This is a genomic window from Arthrobacter sp. EM1 (genome assembly GCF_029964055.1).
In the GTDB taxonomy this organism is placed as follows: Bacteria; Actinomycetota; Actinomycetes; order Actinomycetales; family Micrococcaceae; genus Arthrobacter.
This window is the reverse complement of record NZ_CP124836.1, coordinates 2,526,580-2,543,342: the sequence shown is the minus strand read 5'-3', so window position 1 is coordinate 2,543,342 and position 16,763 is coordinate 2,526,580. Positions and strand designations below refer to the sequence as shown.

17 protein-coding genes are annotated in these 16,763 nt (G+C 66.5%); 9 read left to right on the top strand and 8 right to left on the bottom strand.

Going from position 1 to position 16,763, the window contains the following annotated elements; genetic code table 11:
* Positions 1-35: 35 nt before the first annotated feature.
* Positions 36-791, bottom strand: coding sequence for an amino acid ABC transporter ATP-binding protein (locus QI450_RS11705; RefSeq protein ID WP_226776105.1), 756 nt, complete (start codon positions 789-791; stop codon positions 36-38).
* 210 nt (positions 792-1,001) lie between these two features.
* On the opposite strand from QI450_RS11705, the gene QI450_RS11700 reads away from it, so the two are divergent.
* The 4 genes from QI450_RS11700 to QI450_RS11685 all read left to right on the top strand — a co-directional run bounded on the left by QI450_RS11700 (position 1,002) and on the right by QI450_RS11685 (position 4,036).
* Positions 1,002-1,922, top strand: coding sequence for a TIGR00730 family Rossman fold protein (locus QI450_RS11700; RefSeq protein WP_226776106.1), 921 nt, complete (start codon positions 1,002-1,004; stop codon positions 1,920-1,922).
* A 47-nt stretch (positions 1,923-1,969) separates the two neighbouring features.
* On the top strand, positions 1,970-2,320 hold the full coding sequence (locus QI450_RS11695) for a DivIVA domain-containing protein (protein WP_226776107.1): 351 nt from the start codon (positions 1,970-1,972) through the stop codon (positions 2,318-2,320).
* Positions 2,321-2,412: 92 nt separating this feature from the next.
* Positions 2,413-3,636, top strand: coding sequence for a hypothetical protein (locus tag QI450_RS11690; RefSeq protein WP_226776139.1), 1,224 nt, complete (start codon positions 2,413-2,415; stop codon positions 3,634-3,636).
* A gap of 232 nt (positions 3,637-3,868) precedes the next feature.
* Positions 3,869-4,036, top strand: a complete 168-nt coding sequence (locus QI450_RS11685) for a DUF3117 domain-containing protein (RefSeq protein ID WP_160664543.1) — start codon at positions 3,869-3,871, stop codon at positions 4,034-4,036.
* Positions 4,037-4,145: 109 nt separating this feature from the next.
* Here the strand turns inward: QI450_RS11685 and QI450_RS11680 are convergent, their stop codons facing one another.
* Positions 4,146-4,778, bottom strand: a complete 633-nt coding sequence (locus QI450_RS11680; protein WP_282468016.1) for an O-methyltransferase — start codon at positions 4,776-4,778, stop codon at positions 4,146-4,148.
* Positions 4,779-5,083: 305 nt separating this feature from the next.
* Here QI450_RS11680 and sigE point away from each other — a divergent pair, with 305 nt between their 5' ends.
* From sigE to QI450_RS11665, 3 genes are all read left to right on the top strand, one after another.
* Positions 5,084-5,719, top strand: coding sequence for an RNA polymerase sigma factor SigE (gene sigE, locus QI450_RS11675; protein ID WP_226776109.1), 636 nt, complete (start codon positions 5,084-5,086; stop codon positions 5,717-5,719).
* Positions 5,720-5,727: 8 nt separating this feature from the next.
* Complete coding sequence (locus QI450_RS11670) at positions 5,728-6,843, top strand: hypothetical protein (protein WP_226776110.1); 1,116 nt, start codon at positions 5,728-5,730, stop codon at positions 6,841-6,843.
* An 80-nt stretch (positions 6,844-6,923) separates the two neighbouring features.
* Positions 6,924-7,316, top strand: a complete 393-nt coding sequence (locus tag QI450_RS11665; protein ID WP_226776111.1) for a Sec-independent protein translocase TatB — start codon at positions 6,924-6,926, stop codon at positions 7,314-7,316.
* Here QI450_RS11665 and QI450_RS11660 read toward each other — a convergent pair.
* From QI450_RS11660 to QI450_RS11650, 3 genes are read right to left on the bottom strand one after another with little or no spacing between them, the layout of a single operon-like run.
* A complete protein-coding gene (locus tag QI450_RS11660) occupies positions 7,309-8,478 on the bottom strand; it encodes an Mrp/NBP35 family ATP-binding protein (protein WP_226776112.1) in 1,170 nt (389 codons plus the stop codon). The two genes, QI450_RS11665 and QI450_RS11660, sit on opposite strands and share 8 nt — an antisense overlap.
* 11 nt (positions 8,479-8,489) lie before the next feature.
* Positions 8,490-9,272 (bottom strand): DUF1003 domain-containing protein, encoded by a 783-nt coding sequence (locus QI450_RS11655; protein WP_226776113.1) that lies wholly within the window; start codon positions 9,270-9,272, stop codon positions 8,490-8,492.
* Positions 9,253-10,536 (bottom strand): CBS domain-containing protein, encoded by a 1,284-nt coding sequence (locus QI450_RS11650; protein ID WP_226776114.1) that lies wholly within the window; start codon positions 10,534-10,536, stop codon positions 9,253-9,255. The genes QI450_RS11655 and QI450_RS11650 overlap by 20 nt, the downstream gene beginning before the upstream one ends.
* A gap of 77 nt (positions 10,537-10,613) precedes the next feature.
* On the opposite strand from QI450_RS11650, the gene QI450_RS11645 reads away from it, so the two are divergent.
* The gene (locus tag QI450_RS11645; protein WP_226776115.1) at positions 10,614-11,498 is read left to right on the top strand and encodes a general stress protein; all 885 of its coding nucleotides are present in this window, start codon (positions 10,614-10,616) and stop codon (positions 11,496-11,498) included.
* Positions 11,499-11,582: 84 nt separating this feature from the next.
* Here the strand turns inward: QI450_RS11645 and QI450_RS11640 are convergent, their stop codons facing one another.
* The gene (locus QI450_RS11640; protein ID WP_226776116.1) at positions 11,583-13,163 is read right to left on the bottom strand and encodes an aminopeptidase P family protein; all 1,581 of its coding nucleotides are present in this window, start codon (positions 13,161-13,163) and stop codon (positions 11,583-11,585) included.
* Between the two features lie 92 nt (positions 13,164-13,255).
* Between QI450_RS11640 and QI450_RS11635 the strand changes: the two genes are divergently transcribed.
* Positions 13,256-14,101, top strand: coding sequence for a PHP domain-containing protein (locus QI450_RS11635; RefSeq protein WP_226776117.1), 846 nt, complete (start codon positions 13,256-13,258; stop codon positions 14,099-14,101).
* Positions 14,102-14,120: 19 nt separating this feature from the next.
* On the opposite strand, the gene QI450_RS11630 is transcribed toward QI450_RS11635, so the two are convergent.
* Together QI450_RS11630 and QI450_RS11625 are read right to left on the bottom strand one after the other, a co-directional pair.
* On the bottom strand, positions 14,121-14,993 hold the full coding sequence (locus tag QI450_RS11630; protein WP_226776118.1) for a site-specific DNA-methyltransferase: 873 nt from the start codon (positions 14,991-14,993) through the stop codon (positions 14,121-14,123).
* Between the two features lie 8 nt (positions 14,994-15,001).
* Complete coding sequence (locus QI450_RS11625) at positions 15,002-16,735, bottom strand: DEAD/DEAH box helicase (RefSeq protein WP_226776119.1); 1,734 nt, start codon at positions 16,733-16,735, stop codon at positions 15,002-15,004.
* Positions 16,736-16,763: the final 28 nt, after the last annotated feature.

Below are 16,763 nucleotides of genomic sequence, written 5' to 3'. Positions count from 1 at the left end.
TTGGTGGACGGCCAGGATGCGAATCGTATGGTCGGCTAATGGGTCAACAGCTTGGACAGGAAGTCCTTGGCGCGGTCGGTTTTGGGATTGGTGAAGAACTCCTCAGGCGTGGCGTCCTCGATGATTTCACCGTCGGCCATAAACACCACGCGGTCCGCTGCCTTGCGGGCGAATCCCATCTCGTGCGTTACCACGATCATGGTCATGCCGTCCTTCGCCAACTGGACCATCACGTCGAGGACTTCGTTGATCATTTCCGGGTCAAGGGCCGAGGTGGGCTCATCGAAGAGCATAACCTTGGGTTTCATGGCCAGGGCCCGGGCGATCGCGACGCGCTGCTGCTGTCCGCCGGAAAGCTGGGCGGGGAGTTTTGGGGCCTGATGTCCGACGCCGACGCGCTCCAGCAGCGTCATAGCTTCCTTGTCGGCCTGCGCCTTGGACTCGCCCTTGACCTTAATCGGCCCGAGCGTGACGTTTTCCAGGATCGTTTTGTGCGCGAAGAGGTTGAAGGACTGGAACACCATTCCGACGTCGGCCCGCAGCTTGGCGAGGTCTTTGCCCTCGGCGGGCAGTTCCTTTCCGTCAATGGTGATGACGCCGTCGTCGATCGTTTCGAGGCGGTTAATGGCACGGCAGAGCGTGGACTTGCCGGATCCCGACGGTCCGATGACAACAACAACCTCGCCCTTGCGGACGTTCAGGTTGATGTCCTTCAGCACGTGCAACTGGCCGTAGTGCTTATTGACGGCATTCAGGGAGACGAGAGCATCGCCGGGCACTTGAGTAGTCATAAGAAGAATCTAGCGAACATCGGCGGCATATGACCGCAATCACTCCTACTTCCTACGGATCGTAATTGAAGAGATACCTGCAGGTCAGAGACTCTGGGGCAACCTCGGGTAACCTCCGGCGCTGCGCTGCGCTGCGGACCGGCACTGCGCGCAGCGGTGTCCCCGCGGGGCTGAGCCGGTGGGCCGGGGCATCCGCGCTACCCTGTGGGCATGAGTACAGATTCGCAGCAGCACGATCAGCCGGCCGGCGCCGCAACGACAGCCGGCAACACACCCGGCGCAGGCGCCGGACAGCCGCCAGCCAGCGTTGGTGACGCGCCGCCGGCCGCCGGGATCCGGCGTAAGGGTCCGCTGGAATTGCGGCGCAAAGCTGCCAAAGTCACGATGTCCGACAGCACGCTGCTGGATACGAAGGGTCCGGGCCAGTTCGTCCACACCGACCCGTGGCGTGTCCTCAGGATCCAAAGCGAGTTTGTCGAAGGGTTCGGTGCGCTGGCGGACCTGGGCCCGGCGGTCAGCGTATTCGGCTCGGCCCGGACCGTACCCGGCAGCACTAACTACGAACTCGCCGTCGAAGTGGGACGTCAGCTGGCAGAAGCCGGGTTGGCCGTGATCACCGGCGGCGGCCCCGGTTCGATGGAGGCAGCCAATAAGGGCGCAGTGCAGGGCAACGGGGTGTCTGTGGGGCTCGGCATCGAACTGCCCTTCGAGCAGGGGATGAACCAGTGGGTGGACCTGGGTATCAACTTCCGTTACTTCTTCGCCCGCAAAACCATGTTCGTGAAGTACGCCCAGGGGTTCATTGTGCTCCCGGGCGGCCTCGGGACACTTGATGAACTCTTCGAGGCTATGGTCCTCGTCCAGACCCGGAAAGTCACCTCCTTCCCGATTGTCCTGATCGGCTCAGACTTCTGGGCGCCGATGCTGGCGTGGATTCAAAACACGCTGGTCTCCGAGGGAATGATGTCAGCGGAGGATCTGGACCTGCTGCAGGTCGTGGACGACCCGGCCCTGGCGGTCGCGCTGGTTGTGGAGGGCGCCGCACGGCACCGGAATCCCAACGGGACAAGCACCTCCAGCGGAACGGTAAACGGCTCCGGCCCAGAAACAGCCGGCGGCACGCGCGGCTGACCGCCCGCCCGCCCGCCGGAGGAGCGCCCGTCTGGCACGATGGGAGAGTGAGTTTTTTCCTGGTCCTTCTTGCGGTCGCGCTGACCGGCGCCGCGTTCCTCCTTGGCACCGGCAACGCGTCGAAGATCTTCCGCGGCCGCCGGGGCACAGACTCCGGCGAGCTGCACGCCCTCGATGACGGCTTCGACCAGCCGGTTGCCAACCTTCCGCCGGTGCTGCTTCCGGCCCAGGCCGTGCCGTCCGACGTCGACCGGCTGCGTTTTGCTGTGGCCCTTCGCGGTTACCGGATGGACCAGGTGGACGAGGTGCTCGATGAGTTGCGGGACCAGCTCGCCGCCAAAGACGGCACCATCGCGGATCTTGGCGCTGAACTCGCACGCCGTCGGCGGGAACCGTGAGAAGTGAACCGCCGCAGGCCCGGGCGCCGGCGGCCGAGCATGTTCCGGCCAGGCGGGGTGTAGCCGGGCTGGCTGTCGGGCTGGCTGCCCGGCTGGCGGGCTGGCCATGGTGGGCCCAGGTGGCCGGGCTCTACGCCGCCGCCCGGTTCATCAGTGCCTGCATTTTTATGGCCGCCGCCCTGCACCAGGGCCCCAATCCTTGGTTCCCGGCGAAGCCGGACTATTGGTCGTTCATAAATATCTGGGACGCCCGCTGGTATGGCGAAGCACTCCAAAACGGCTACCCGGACGTCTTGCCGACGGACGGTGCCGGAAACGTTCAGGAGAACGCGTGGGCGTTCTACGCGCTCTTTCCCATGCTGGGCCGGGTGGTCGCCGGGCTGACCGGAATGACCCCCGCGTTCGCCCTGACGCTTATTGCCATGCTCTGCGGTCTGGGTGCGGCACTTGTCATCTACCGGCTCTTCCGGCTCCGGGCCACACCCGGCGCCGCGCTGTGGGGAACAGTGTTGGTTTCCACCTTCCCGGTGTCGCCGGTGCTCCAGGTGCCCTACGCCGAGTCGCTGAACCTGCTGTTGCTGTCCACCGCCCTGCTGCTGGTGATGGAGCGCCGCTACCTGTGGGCCATGCCGGCCGTAGTACTGATGTGCCTGTCCCGGCCCACCGGGGTGCCTTTCGCCGCGATGCTGGGGATGCTGTTCCTCTTCCGGGTGTGGCGGCGCCACCCCCGCACCCGCCGGCCGGCCCTCGGGGATGGTCCCGGGACCGGCGCCGCGGAGTGGTCCTTGGCGGCCACCCACAGCAGGACCGAACTCTGGTCGCTCGGCGGGCTGACAGCGGTCAGCGGAATCGGCGCCCTCGCCTGGCCGGTAATCGCCTGGTACGTTACCGGCGACCTGCAGGCCTATACAAAAACTGAAACCGTCTGGCGCGGCGAGGAGTTGGTGGCGCTAAAACCCTGGTTCGACACCGGAATTCTGCTCTTCGGACCGGTTATTGGGGTGCTGGCGCCTTTCGCTTTCGTTGCGCTGTTCGCGGCGGCCATGATGTCCCGCCCCGTGCGTGCGCTGGGCGCTGAACTGCGGCTGTGGTGTGTCTGCTACCTGGGCTACCTGCTGGTCTTCCTGCACCCCCAGACCAGCACGTTCCGGATGCTGCTGCCGCTCTTCCCGCTGGCCCTCGGCGCAGCCTTCATCTCCCGGTCCCGCGCTTACCGCGGCACCCTGGTGATCATGTTCCTGCTGCTGCAGATGGTCTGGATCGTGTGGCTGTGGGCCTGGGCGCCACTGCCCGGCGGAGGGGACTATCCGCCGTGACGCGGAGCACCTTTGGGCGCAGCCGGCCCGGTGCGGCGCGGCGCGTCGGAAAGTCCAGCGATTAGCTACAGCCGCGTTGTTACGCGATAATAGCTGGTAAGCAAGGACAAGAAGCAAACTGAGTATGTGGCCCTGATGGTACCCATCACGGCCGCCGGGCAGCTTGATTGACTAAGCGGACGCAGCCCGGCCGGGCTGGTATGTCACTGGACTAATGGAGGGGATATTCCTTATGGCGGCAATGAAACCACGCACCGGCGACGGCCCGATGGAAGTTACCAAAGAAGGACGAAGCTTGATCATGCGTGTGCCGCTCGAAGGTGGCGGACGGCTCGTGGTCGAACTCAACTCCGCTGAAGCTGCCAATTTGAAGGAATGCCTCGTCGGCGTTACCGAATAGCTTCGCTGAATGCTCTAACAGCGGGCGGGGTCCGCAGCCGGGTGGCTGCGGACCCCGCCCGCTGTTGTGGTGCGGAACCTGCCGGCCGCGTAACCGTGGAGCTGCCCTGCTACCTCTTGACTGCGACCAGCAGACCGTCGCCGGTCGGGAGCATGGCTGAGGCGAGGCGGTCGTCCTCACGGATGGACTTGCCCACCTGGCGGAGGATCACGGTGGTGGCCTCACGCGCGGCAGGGTTGGCGACACGGTCCTTGTCCAGCGCATCGTTGACGATCAGCAATCCGCCGGACTTGAGCAGCCGGACTGCCTGTTCCACATAGCCGGGGTAGTTCGGTTTGTCGGCGTCAATAAAGACCAGGTCGTAGGCGCCGTCTGTCAGCCGGGGGAGTACGTCGCGGGCGCGGCCGGAGATGGTCCGTGTCCGGTTTGCCGGGCTGCCGGCCTCCTGGAACGCCTCCCGCGCGGCCTTGAGGTGTTCGACGTCGACGTCGATGGTGGTCAGGACGGCGTGCGGACCCAGCCCGCGCAGGATGCAGACTCCGGAGACCCCTGCGCCGGTGCCGATTTCGACGGCGGTCTGGGCCTTGGAAGCGGCAGCCAGGACGGTCAGGACGGCACCCACGCCGGGGCCGACCGGGGTGACCCCCAATTCGAAGGACCGTTCGCGCGCGTGCAACAGGACCTCATCCTCGGCAGGCAGATCTTCTGCATAGGACCAGCTCGTAGACTTATCGGCGCTCATGGATTCGCTTTCTGGGCGGCAGGGGATTGTTCCCTCCAGCGTACTGGGTCAGGGGGGACCCGGCAGGCAGGCGCCACCGCTGGCGCGGTCACAGTGCACTCGCCGCCGTGGGCACAGCCGGCCGGTGCGGGCCGCCGGTTCTGCCGAGGGCGGAAGGGTGGCCGGCGTCAGGAAATTCCCAGAAAATTTTGAAAAGATGGATATCCGCTCATCCGCGTGGTGATCGGCGCCGAATCAAGGATGCCGGAGCTTGCAGCCGCAAGCACCGTCCACGGCGTAAGCACCATCCACGAGGGGAGCGGACAATGTCGATAGTGGCAGCTGTCCCTGTAGCTGAAGAGTCCCAGGCCGCGGCGGAGGCCGTATGGGTCCGGCCCACCTGGGAGGAAGTGGTGACTAACCACTCCGCCAAGGTGTACCGGCTCGCGTATCGTCTCACCGGCAACAAGTACGACGCTGAGGACCTTACCCAGGAAGTATTTGTCCGGGTCTTCCGTTCGCTGGAGAACTTCAAACCGGGCACCCTTGACGGTTGGCTGCACCGGATCACCACGAACCTGTTCTTGGACCAGGCGCGGCGCAAAAGCCGGATCCGCTTCGACGCGCTGGCTGACGACGCAGAATCCCGCCTGCCCGGCCGCGAGCCCGGCCCGGAACAGAGCTTTGAATTCAACAACCTGGACGTCGATGTGCAGACTGCCCTGGAGGAACTCCCCCCGGACTTCCGCGCCGCCGTCGTCCTCTGCGACCTTGAGGGGCTCTCCTATGACGAGGTCGCCGTCGCTTTGGGCATCAAGCTCGGTACCGTCCGCTCCCGGATTCACCGCGGGCGCACCATGCTCCGGGAGAAGCTGGCCCACCGGGACCCGAGGCCGCCGCAGTCCGCCAAGCCGTCGCTGAAACCGCGTCTGAAGCTGCCGCGCATTGCCGGCCTCCTCTGAACCAGGCGATGCGTCTGCTCCAGCGACTGCTCCGCGTCCCCCACAATCGCCGGGGCCGGCACCGGGACCCATGCCCGGACTGCCAGCTGCAGAAGCGCCGGGAACGGCAGTACCTGGAGCGGCTGCGCGGAGCGGACGTGCCGGCGGCCAGCAGCGACCTCACTGCACGACTGCTGGCGCGCACCGCGGAACTCGCCAGCGCTGAGCAGCCGGACCGCCGCCCGCCGTCAACGGTCTTTGGCCGCCGCCCCGCGCTGCGTGCCTCGGTGATCGCGGCCGGCAGTGCTGCGGCCGCCGCGGCCTTGCTCGGCGGATCGGCCTATCTGATGGGCGCCGACCCTGCCCAGCGGCCCGGCGTCGTGCCCGCCACGGCGTTTTTCCAGCAGGATCCTGCTGGTTTCGGGGCTGATGCCGTGGACGGAGCGGCCGGCGCACCAGCGGGCTGGAGCCTCACCGGCGAACCCGATTTCACTCCGGCCGGCTCGCTGAGCACGGTCCAGCTGACCATGCTGCGCTCCGAGGGGTGGTCCTGCCCCGTGCTCCGTGAACTCGGCTACCACCTGATCTGGGCCAGGGGCCGGGTCCTGACCGGCGGCGACGCTGTGGAGCTGCGCCTCACGGACGGCCGACATTTCACCACCATCCTCGAACAGCACGGCGCTCCGGACCGGCAGCGCGGCCCGGCAGGGCAGTCCGGCTTTCCTGAAACCGCCCCGCCACTGAACCCGCTCACGGGCCACCCGGCAGCACTGGACGGCTTCACCTCAGCGGTGTTGCCTGCGGGGAACGCCGCAGCGGGCGTGGAGCCAGGGGTTGGCGCGAGCCAAGGCAGCCTCTGGGTAAATCATGCCGCGCCCTTCGCTGCCATCTACAAGGCGGACCAAACTACCTTCACCTACGTCTCGGACCAGCCCGCGGAGCGGACAGGCGAGGCCGTGGCCGCCCTGGTCCGGGCCCGTAACTTGGCCGTCGGAACGGCCGCCGGCCAGGGCCAGGAACCGCAGGGAACGATCCACGGCCCTGCGACGGCGGACGTCGGCGGTCCGGAGTCCGGGCCCGGGCACGATTTCATCAGCCGGATGGAACGGGGCATGGGCAGGATTCTGGAGTTGCTGGCACCGTGACGTGCGGATTTGGTGGGGTCACGCGCCGGGTATTCCGGCCGAATCGTCGCGGCCCCGCGTGAGAGGGTAATCTTCGTACAATGCTTGGAATCAATGGACCGGAGTTCCTCCTTCTGCTGATCATCGGCCTTCTGGTGATTGGCCCCAGCAGGCTGCCCGAATACACTCAGAAACTTGCCAACATCGTTAAGGAAGTCCGGCGGATGGCGTCGGGGGCCAGAGAGCAGATCAAGGACGAAGTCGGCATCGACATCGACGACGTTGACTGGAAGAAATACGATCCCCGGCAGTACGATCCGCGCCGGATCATCAAAGAGGCGCTGCTTGACGATGACACCAAGCCGGTCAGCGGCGGCGCCCCGGCGGCGGCAGTAGCCACCGTTGCGGCAGCTGCGTCGGTTCCCCGGCCGGACCGAATTGTCGAGCGGCTCCCGGACGGCGAGCAGGCGCCCTTCGACTCGGAGGCTACTTAACTGGCTGCAGGCCCAGCGACTTTCCGTTGAGCCCGCGCGGGATGGCACCGATTCTGCCGGCAATGTCCAGCAGCGCCGCGGCGGCGGGAGTTTCGGGCCTGCCCAGCACCAGCGGGACACCGGTGTCGCCCCCCTCCCGCAAGAGAATGTCCAGCGGAATCTGTCCCAGCAGTGGAACATCAGTTCCCACAGTCGCTGAGAGCCGCTCGGCCAGCATGGCGCCGCCGCCACTGCCGAACAGCTCCATCCGGCCGCCGTCGGGCATTTCAAGGTAGGACATGTTCTCCACAACACCGGCGACGACTTGGCCGGTCTGGGTCGCGAGGGCACCCGCCCGCTCGGCTACATCCGCAGCAGCGGCCTGGGGAGTGGTCACCACCAGGATCTGGGCTTGGGGCAGCAGCTGGGCCACGGAGATCGCGATGTCACCGGTGCCGGGCGGAAGGTCCAGGAACAAGGCGTCGAGATCGCCGAAGTAGACGTCGGTGAGGAACTGCTCCAGCGCACGGTGCAGCATGGGCCCGCGCCAGGCGACGGGCTGGTTGGCGGCGACGAACATACCGATCGAGATGACTTTGACCCCGTAGGCGACCGGCGGCAGGATCATGTCATCGACCCGGGTGGGGGACTGGGTGATGCCCATCAACGCCGGGACGGAGAAACCGTAGACGTCCGCATCGACGATCCCCACCCGCAGGCCCCGTGCCGCGAGGGCGCAGGCGAGGTTTACCGTCACTGAGGACTTGCCGACGCCGCCCTTTCCGCTCGCGACGGCGTATACCTTGGTCAATGATCCGGGGTCGTTGAACGGGATGCCGCGTTGGCCGCCGGCACCGCGGAGCTGGTCCTTGAGGGCGTCGCGCTGTTCCTGGGTCATGACTTTCAGCTCGACCTCGACGCCTGTGACGCCCGGCACGGCGGACACTGCCGACTCGCAATCGGCGGTGATGGTTCCGCGCAGCGGGCAGCCGGCAATGGTCAGGAGTACAGAGACCCGTACCTGCCCGGCCGCGGAAATCTCCGCCGCTTCCACCATGCCCAATTCAGTAATCGGACGGCGGAGCTCCGGATCGATGACGGTGGCGAGTGCGGCCTGCACTGCCCCGGCCAGCGGGGAGTCCGGGACGGTGCCGGGGGTGGTGCTGTCTTGGCTGAAGCTCATGCGGTAGGTGCTCAGTTCTCGGGGAGTACGGGGGGCGCAGGCGCGCCGGCATGGTCCGCGCCGGCGTTGTTCTGCTGTTCGGCCAAGGCGCCGGACTTCTTATTTGCCCTGGGTTTGCTCTCAGACCGGACCCGGGGGATCTGCTGGGTCCGGGGACTGCGCTGTTTGTCGCGGCGTTCCTTCAGTTTTTCCTTGACCTTGTCCCGCGGCGACTCGTGAACACCTGCGGACGGATCGTGGGTGCGCAGTTCCTCCTGTGCTTCCAGCATGTCCTCCAGCAGGCTCCGCAGCTCGGCCCGGACGTAATCGCGGGTGGCGACTTCGCGCAGGGCGATGCGCAGCGAAGCGAGTTCCCGGGTCAGGTATTCGGTGTCGGAGAGGTTCCGCTCTGCCCGCTGGCGGTCCTGCTGCAGGGAGACGCGGTCACGGTCGTCCTGCCTGTTCTGGGCCAGCAGCAGCAGCGGCGCGGCGTAGGAGGCCTGCAGTGAAAGCATAAGGGTCAGCAGGGTATACCCGAGGGCCCGGGAGTCGAACTGCCATTCGGAGGGCGCGAATGTGTTCCACCCCAGCCAGATGACGACGAACACCGTCATGTAGACCAGGAACTGCGGGGTGCCCATAAAGCGGGCGAACCCTTCAGTGGTCTGGCCAAAGGCGTCCGGGTTGGGGGAGAACTTCGGCAGGATCCGCTGGCGGCCGCTCAGGGGCGTATCGAGGCCGCCCCTGTCGGCTTTGCTGCCCGGCCGTGCCTGGGGGTTCCGTGCTGCGCTGATATCAGCCAATGCGGCCTCCAAGCTTCCTTATCGGGACATCGTCCTCGTGGGCGCGCCAGTCATCGGGCAGCAGATGATCCAGCACATCGTCAACAGTCACCGCCCCTACAAGCCGACCGTCGCTGTTAACAACGGGGAGCGAGTTGAGGTTGTAGGTGGCCAGCGTCCGGGCCACCTCGCTGATGTGCGCGAGGTCCGAGACCGGTTCCAGGGTCTTGTCCACGAGGTTGCCCAGCGGTTCGGGCGGTGGAAAGCGGAGCAGCTGCTGGATATGGACGACGCCCAGGAAACGGCCCGTAGGCGTCTCCAACGGGGGCCGGGCAATAAAGATCGACGACGCCAGGGCGGGTGAGAGTTCTTCGCGGCGCACATGGGCGAGGGCTTCCGCGACGGTGGCTTCGGGAGGCAGGATGACCGGGACCGGGGTCATCAGGCCGCCGGCGGTGTCCTCGTCGTATTCAAGCAGCCGCCGGACGTCTTCTGCGCCTTCGGGTTCCATCAGTTGCAGCAGTTCTTCGGCCTGGGCGCTGGGAAGCTCCGCGAGGAGGTCGGCGGCGTCGTCCGGGTCCATTTCCTCCAGCACGTCTGCCGCGCGGTTCACGTCAAGGGCGGAGAGGATCTCGACCTGGTCGCCTTCGCGCATCTCCTGGAGGACGTCGGCCAACCGTTCGTCCTGAAGTTCGCTGGCGACCTCGAAGCGGCGCTTGTCGCTCATTTCCTGGAGCGCCTCGGCAAAGTCGGCAGGCTTGAGGTCCTCGTGGGTCGCGACGAACTGGGTTGCTGCCTGGGGTTCGGTGTGGGCGCCCTGCTGCGCGTCGGCCCAATCGATAATCATGGTCTCGTTGCGGCGGAGCCGGCTCAGCGGGGAGAGGGAATGCCCGCGGCGGACAAAAAGCTTGCTGACAAACCAGTCGCCGGAGCGGTGCTTGTCCATCGCGATGTCCTCGATTGTGGCATCTCCGCTGCCGTCGGCGAGGGTCACACGGCGGTCGAACATTTCGGCTACGACGAGGGTTTCGGCTCCGCGCTGTTCGAAACGGCGCAGGTTTACCAGTCCGGTGCAGATGACCTGGGTCTGGTCGATCGAGGTGATCCGAGTCATCGGCACAAAGACGCGCTTCTTGCCCGGCACCTCAACGACGATGCCCACAACGTGCGGCGCGCCCCGGGAACCTCGGGAGAGCACCACAACGTCACGCAGCCTGCCCAGGCGGTCGCCCAGCGGGTCAAAGACGTCGAGTCCGAGGAGGCGGGCAACAAACACCCGCGAAAGATTTGTGCTCACCTGTACAGGCTACCGAGTCCGCTCTCTTTTAGCTGAATTTACAGCCGGTGCCCAGCCGGATAGGTAAGAATGGACCTATGTCAAACATTTTTGGTGCTCCCAGGGCCGGCGCTCGCACCGGCCCGGACGAGGCCCGCAGTGTCCCCAAGGGGGACACCGTTGGTTCCTACAACTCCTACCTGGATGCCCAGAAGGCGGTGGACTACCTCGCTGACCAGCAGTTTCCGGTGCAGATGGTCTCGATCGTGGGCAACGATTTGAAGATGGTGGAACGGGTCACCGGCAGGTTGACGTACCCCCGGGTGGCGCTCTCCGGTGCGCTGAGCGGCATGTGGTTCGGCCTGTTCGTCGGCATTATGCTCTCGTTCTTTTCCACGACCGACGGTGCGTTCTCGATTATGACGTCGGTGCTGATGGGTGCGGCATTCTTTATGCTCTTCGGCATCGTCACCTACGCCATGCAGCGGGGCAAACGGGACTTCACCTCCACCAGCCAGGTCGTGGCCACCAACTACGACGTTGTGGTTTCATTCGAGGCGGCGAACGATGCGCGCCGGCTGCTGCACCAGCTTCCGATGACGCAGCAAGACGCCGCCCGGCCCGCCGGCGCGGCCGGCTACTCCCAGCCCGAGCACCAGCACCAGCCGCACCAGCAACCGGGCCGGCAGCAGGGGCCCGGGCCGCAGCGGCCCGCTGGCTGGAGCGACCCCTACGGCCAGCGGACCCCCGAAGCCGGCGGCGACCCGCGCGAGCAGCCCGGCAACCAACCGGCCGCCGGCCAGCAGTCCGGTCCGTCCCAGCAGGGAGCCGGCACCGCCTCCGGCAAACCGGCAGGGGAAGAGGAACCTGTCAAGGCTGCCGGGTTCGCGTATCCGGACCTGCCGGACGGCCGCCCGCAGTACGGCGTCCGCGTCGACGACGCGGCCAAGCAGGAGCCCGGTGGCGGCGGCCCGCAACACTGACCCGCAATGCAAAAGGCCTCCCCCGAGATGATCCGGGGGAGGCCTTCTGCGTGTCACCGGCGGTTACTGACCGCCGGCGGCGAGCTACGCCGTCGCGTCCGCTTCCTGGTAGATGCCCGCCATCCAGGACTCAACGTCGTCGGCCTTGCGGGGCAATGCCGCGCTGAGGTTGACCGGACCGTCGGCGGTCATCAGGATGTCGTCCTCAATCCGGATACCGATTCCGCGGTACTCCTCGGGAATGGCCAGATCCTCGTCCTTGAAGTACAGCCCGGGTTCGATCGTGAAGACCATGCCGGCGGTGAGGACGCCGTCGAGGTACAGCTCCCGCTTGGCCTGGGCACAGTCGTGCACGTCGAGGCCCAGGTGGTGGCTGGTGCCATGCGGCATCCAGCGGCGGTGTTGCTGGCCTTCCGGACTGATGGCTTCCTCGACCGAAACCGGCAGCAGGCCCCAATCGGCCAGCCGTTCGGCCAGCACGGTGGTGGCGGCAGTGTGGATGTCGCGGAACTTGGTGCCGGGCTGCGCGGCAGCGAAGCCGGCGTCGGCGGCGTCCAGAACGGCCTCGTAGACCTTGCGCTGGACCTCGGAGAACGTGCCGTTGGCCGGCAGGGTGCGGGTGATGTCAGCGGTGTAGAGCGAATCCGCTTCGACCCCGGCGTCGAGCAGTAAGAGTTCGCCTGCCGTGACCTTGCCGGTATTCCGGGTCCAGTGCAGCACTGTGGCGTTGTTGCCGGAGGCCGCAATGGTGTCGTAGCCGAGCTCGTTGCCTTCTTCCCTCGCCCGGGCAAAGAATGCGCCTTCAACGACCCGCTCGCCGCGCTGGTGGGTCAGGGCACGCGGCAACGACTTGACCACCTCGGTGAATCCCTGCACGGTGGCCGCGACGGCGGTCTGCATCTGGCCGATTTCCCATTCGTCCTTAAGCAGGCGCAATTCGGAGAGCGCCTCGGTGAGTTTCTCATCGAGGGCGTCAAGGGCGCCCAGATCCAGGTTGTCCGGGTCCTTGGCCGTGTTGTAGCGGGCAGTGTCCACCAGGGCGTCGACGTTTTCGTCCGCCTTCCGGACCAGCCGGATGGAGATCCCGCCGATTTCGGGGGCTCCCACGTTTTTGGTGATGCCCACTTCGAGTTCGCTGATCTCAGCGGTCGCCAGGCCAAGGCGGGCCTTGAACTCGGCCAGGGTGGGTCGGGTACCGATCCAGAATTCGCCGGACCGGGAATCTGCGTAGAACTGCTCGGTGTCGCGGCCGGCGAGCGGACGGAAATACAGTGTCGCGAGGTGGTGGCCGCCGTCGTCGCCCTTGCCTGCCTCCACGGGTTCGAGGATCAACACGGCATCGGGTTCGTGGTCCAGCCCCAGGCCCGTGAGGTGCGCGAAGGCCGAGTGCGGGCGGAACCGGTAGTCGCAGTCGTTGGAGCGGACCTTCAGCGGTCCGGCGGGGATGACCAGGCGTTCGCCTTTGAACTGCTCGGAAATGGCGCGCCGGCGGGCGGCTGCATGGTTGGCGACGGCATCGCGTTCCGGGAGCTGCTCCTGGGACGGTGCCCAGTTGCTGGCCATAAACGCTTTGAAAGCATCGGAACTGGGCCGCTGTGAGCGGTTGTTGACGCGCTCGTCGAGGGGCTGGGAAGCGGAGACTTGGGTGTTATCTGCATCGTTCACGCATCCATAGTCTCACCAGCACAGCGGCTTAGGCCAACAGCCCGACGGCGGTTGGCCCGGACGCCGCGGCCACGATCTACTAGGCTGGTGCGGTGAGGATTGACCTGCATGCCCACTCGAACGTATCCGATGGTACCCAGGCGCCGGCAGCGCTGATGGCTTCGGCGGCGGAGGCGGGGCTGGACGTCGTCGCCCTGACCGACCATGATTCCACCGGCGGCTGGGCGGAGGCCGGAGCCGCCGCGTTGGCGTACGGGGTGGCGTTGGTTCCCGGCATGGAGATCTCCTGCCGGACGCCGGAGGGGATCAGCGTCCACCTGCTCTGCTACCTGCACGACCCGGCGCACGCCGGGCTGCTGGAGGAAATTACCAAGGCGAAGGATGCCCGCTTCACCCGGGCCGAGCGGATGGTCAGCCTGCTGGCGGAGGACTACCCGCTGAGCTGGGACGATGTCATCCACCACGTGGCGCCCGGCGCTACCCTGGGCCGGCCGCACATCGCCGACGCCCTCGTCGCCGCCGGCGTGGTCGCGGACCGCACCGAAGCCTTCGAATCGATTCTCACGTCCCGGTCACGCTACTTTGTGCAGCACTACGCCCCGGACCCGGCAGCCGCCGTCGAACTCGTCCGGGACGCCGGCGGGGTGCCGGTGTTCGCCCACCCCGTGGCGTCCGCCCGCGGACGGATCGTGGGCGAGCGCGTCTACCGGGAAATGATCGACGCCGGGCTCGCCGGACTGGAAATCGACCACCGGGACAACCCCGAGGAGGGCCGGGCATTCCTGCGCAAACTTGCGGACCGGCACGGGCTGCTGGTTACCGGCTCCTCCGACTATCACGGGTCCGGGAAACCGAACCGGCTGGGCGAGAACCTCACGGCGCCGGAGGTCCTTGCCCGGATCGAGGAACAGGGGACCGGGACCCCGGTGGTGCGCTGACCCCCCCGCGGATGCGAGCTTAGGTGCCCGGGAAGACGCTGAAGCTGGCGTGCGGGGCCAGCCTTTTGGACATGACGTCGATGGCCGGCTGGTTCTGGTCCACGCAGACGAACTTCCGGTCGAGTTTCGCGGCGACGGCACCCAGGGTCCCGGAGCCGGCGAAGAAGTCCAGGCACCAGTCGCCGGGACGGCTGGAGGCGGCAACCACCCGGCGGATCAGGCCTTCGGGTTTCTGCGTCGGGTAGCCGGTTTTCTCCTTCCCCGTTGGGGAGACGATCGTATGCCACCAGACGTCGGTGGGCAGCTTGCCCAGTTCGCGTTTGGCAGCGGTGACGAGCCCGGGGGCCATGTACGGCTCCCGGTCCACCTCGGCGCTGTCGAAGTGGTACTTCGTGGGGTTCTTGACGTAGACCAGGATGTTGTCGTGCTTGGTGGGCCAGCGGTATTTGGCCCGGGCGCCGTAGTCGTAGGCCCAAATGATTTCGTTCAGGAAGCACTCACGCCCGAAGATGGCGTCGAGCATCACCTTGGCGTAGTGCACTTCGCGGTAGTCCAGGTGCAGGTACAGGGTGCCGTCATCGGCCAGCAGCCGCCACGCCTCCACGAGCCGGGGTTCCAGGAAACTCCAGTAGTCGCTGAACGCGTCGTCGTACTTGTGCAGCGCACCCTTGATGGTGTCGTAAGAGCGTCCCTTGAACCCGACCCGGTCGCCCTCACCGCCGGCATTAAGCACCATCCTGGTCTCCTGGCGCTTCTGGACCCGGCCGGTGTTAAACGGAGGATCCACGTAAATGAGGGTAAAAGCGCCGTCCGGCAGCGTCGGGAGGTAGTCGGCGTTGTCCGCGTGTACCACCAGATTGCTGCCGTCCGGCGCCCAGACGGTGTCAGCCATATAAGGGTTTAGGCCTCGGTGCTGCTTGCCGGTGCACCGGCCTGGGACTCGCCCGCCACCACTTCGCCATTATGGCGGCGGGTGCGGGTGCGGCGGCGTGCGCGCGTCGCACGGTCGACCTCGGTCGGTGCGCTGGCTGCGGCTTTGGCCGGGGTCTCAGCTGCGGGACCCGTGCCGGCGTCAGCTTCGGCCGGACGACGACGGCGCTCGCCCGAGCGTCCGCTGTCCTTGGCGCCGCCGGTGCCGCCGCTGCGGCGGGAATCATGGGCGCTGTCCCGTCCGCCAGTGCCGCGGCTGCTGCCGCCGCTGCGCGCGCTGTCGCGTCCGCCGCCGGCCTGACCGCCGCGGGGGGTGTTCTTCTTTCCGGTCTCGCCCAGGTCCTCCAGGACCTCGGCATTGACACCGGCGAGTACACGTTTGTCCCGGGGCAGCCGGCCCTTGGTGCCTGCGGGGATGTCGAGCTCCTCGAAAAGGTGCGGGGATGAGGAGTAGGTTTCCACCGGCTCCGGGACACTCAGGCCCAGGGCCTTGTTGATCAGGCCCCAGCGGGGCATGTCGTCCCAGTCGACGAAGGTCACGGCCGTGCCCTTGTTGCCGGCGCGGCCGGTGCGGCCCACCCGGTGCAGGTAGATCTTTTCGTCTTCAACGCACTGGTAGTTGATGACGTGCGTGACATCATCGACGTCGATGCCGCGGGCTGCGACGTCGGTGGCGACGAGGACATCGACCTTATTGTTGCGGAAGGCACGCAGGGCCTGCTCGCGTGCGCCCTGGCCGAGGTCGCCGTGGATGGCGGCCGCAGCGAAGCCGCGGTCCACCAGTTCCTCGGCGACTTTGGCGGCGGTGCGCTTGGTCTTGGTGAAAATGATGGTGCGGCCGCGGCCGCGGGCCTGCAGGATCCGGGCCACGACCTCGATCTTGTCCATGCTGTGGGCACGGTAGATCAGCTGCCGGATGTCGCGCTTGGTCAGTCCCTCGTCGTCTGGGTCCGCGGCACGGATGTGGGTGGGCTTGGTCATGTACCGCCGTGCCATGGCGACGACCGGGCCGGGCATGGTGGCGGAGAACAGCATTGTCTGGCGGACCGGCGGGGTGCCGGCGATGAGGGTCTCGACGTCGGGCAGGAAGCCGAGGTCCAGCATTTCGTCGGCTTCGTCCAGGATCACCATCTTGACGTTCTTCAGGACGAGATGCTTTTGCTTGTAGAGGTCGATGAGGCGTCCGGGCGTACCGACAACAATTTCGACGCCCTTCTGCAGCGCCTCGACCTGCGGCTCGTAGGCACGGCCGCCGTAGATGGTGGTGATGCGGGCGTTGCGCTTGCGGGCGGCATTCTGCAGGTCGCCGGCGACCTGGACGGCCAGCTCACGGGTGGGTACAATCACGAGGGCCTGCGGGGCACCAGGGGCCGGGAGCAAGTCGTAGCCGGCGTCGTCGGGTCCGACGACGCGCTGCAGGGCCGGGATGCCAAAGCCGAGGGTTTTGCCCGTTCCGGTCTTGGCCTGGCCGATAATGTCGTGGCCGCCAAGGGCTACCGGCAGGGTCATGGCCTGGATCGGGAACGGGTGGGTGATTCCGGCGTCGGCGAGGGATTCCACGATATCGGCGCGGACATTGTAGTCGGCAAAGGTCTTCTCGGCGATCTCGTGCGGCTTTTCGTCCGAGATGATGGTTTCTTCCGGTTCGATCGTTTCCGTGCCGGATTCGTCGGTCAGAAGCTGGTGCGTGTGCAATTCACTCACTAGGGGAGATTCCTTATTCATTTTGGGC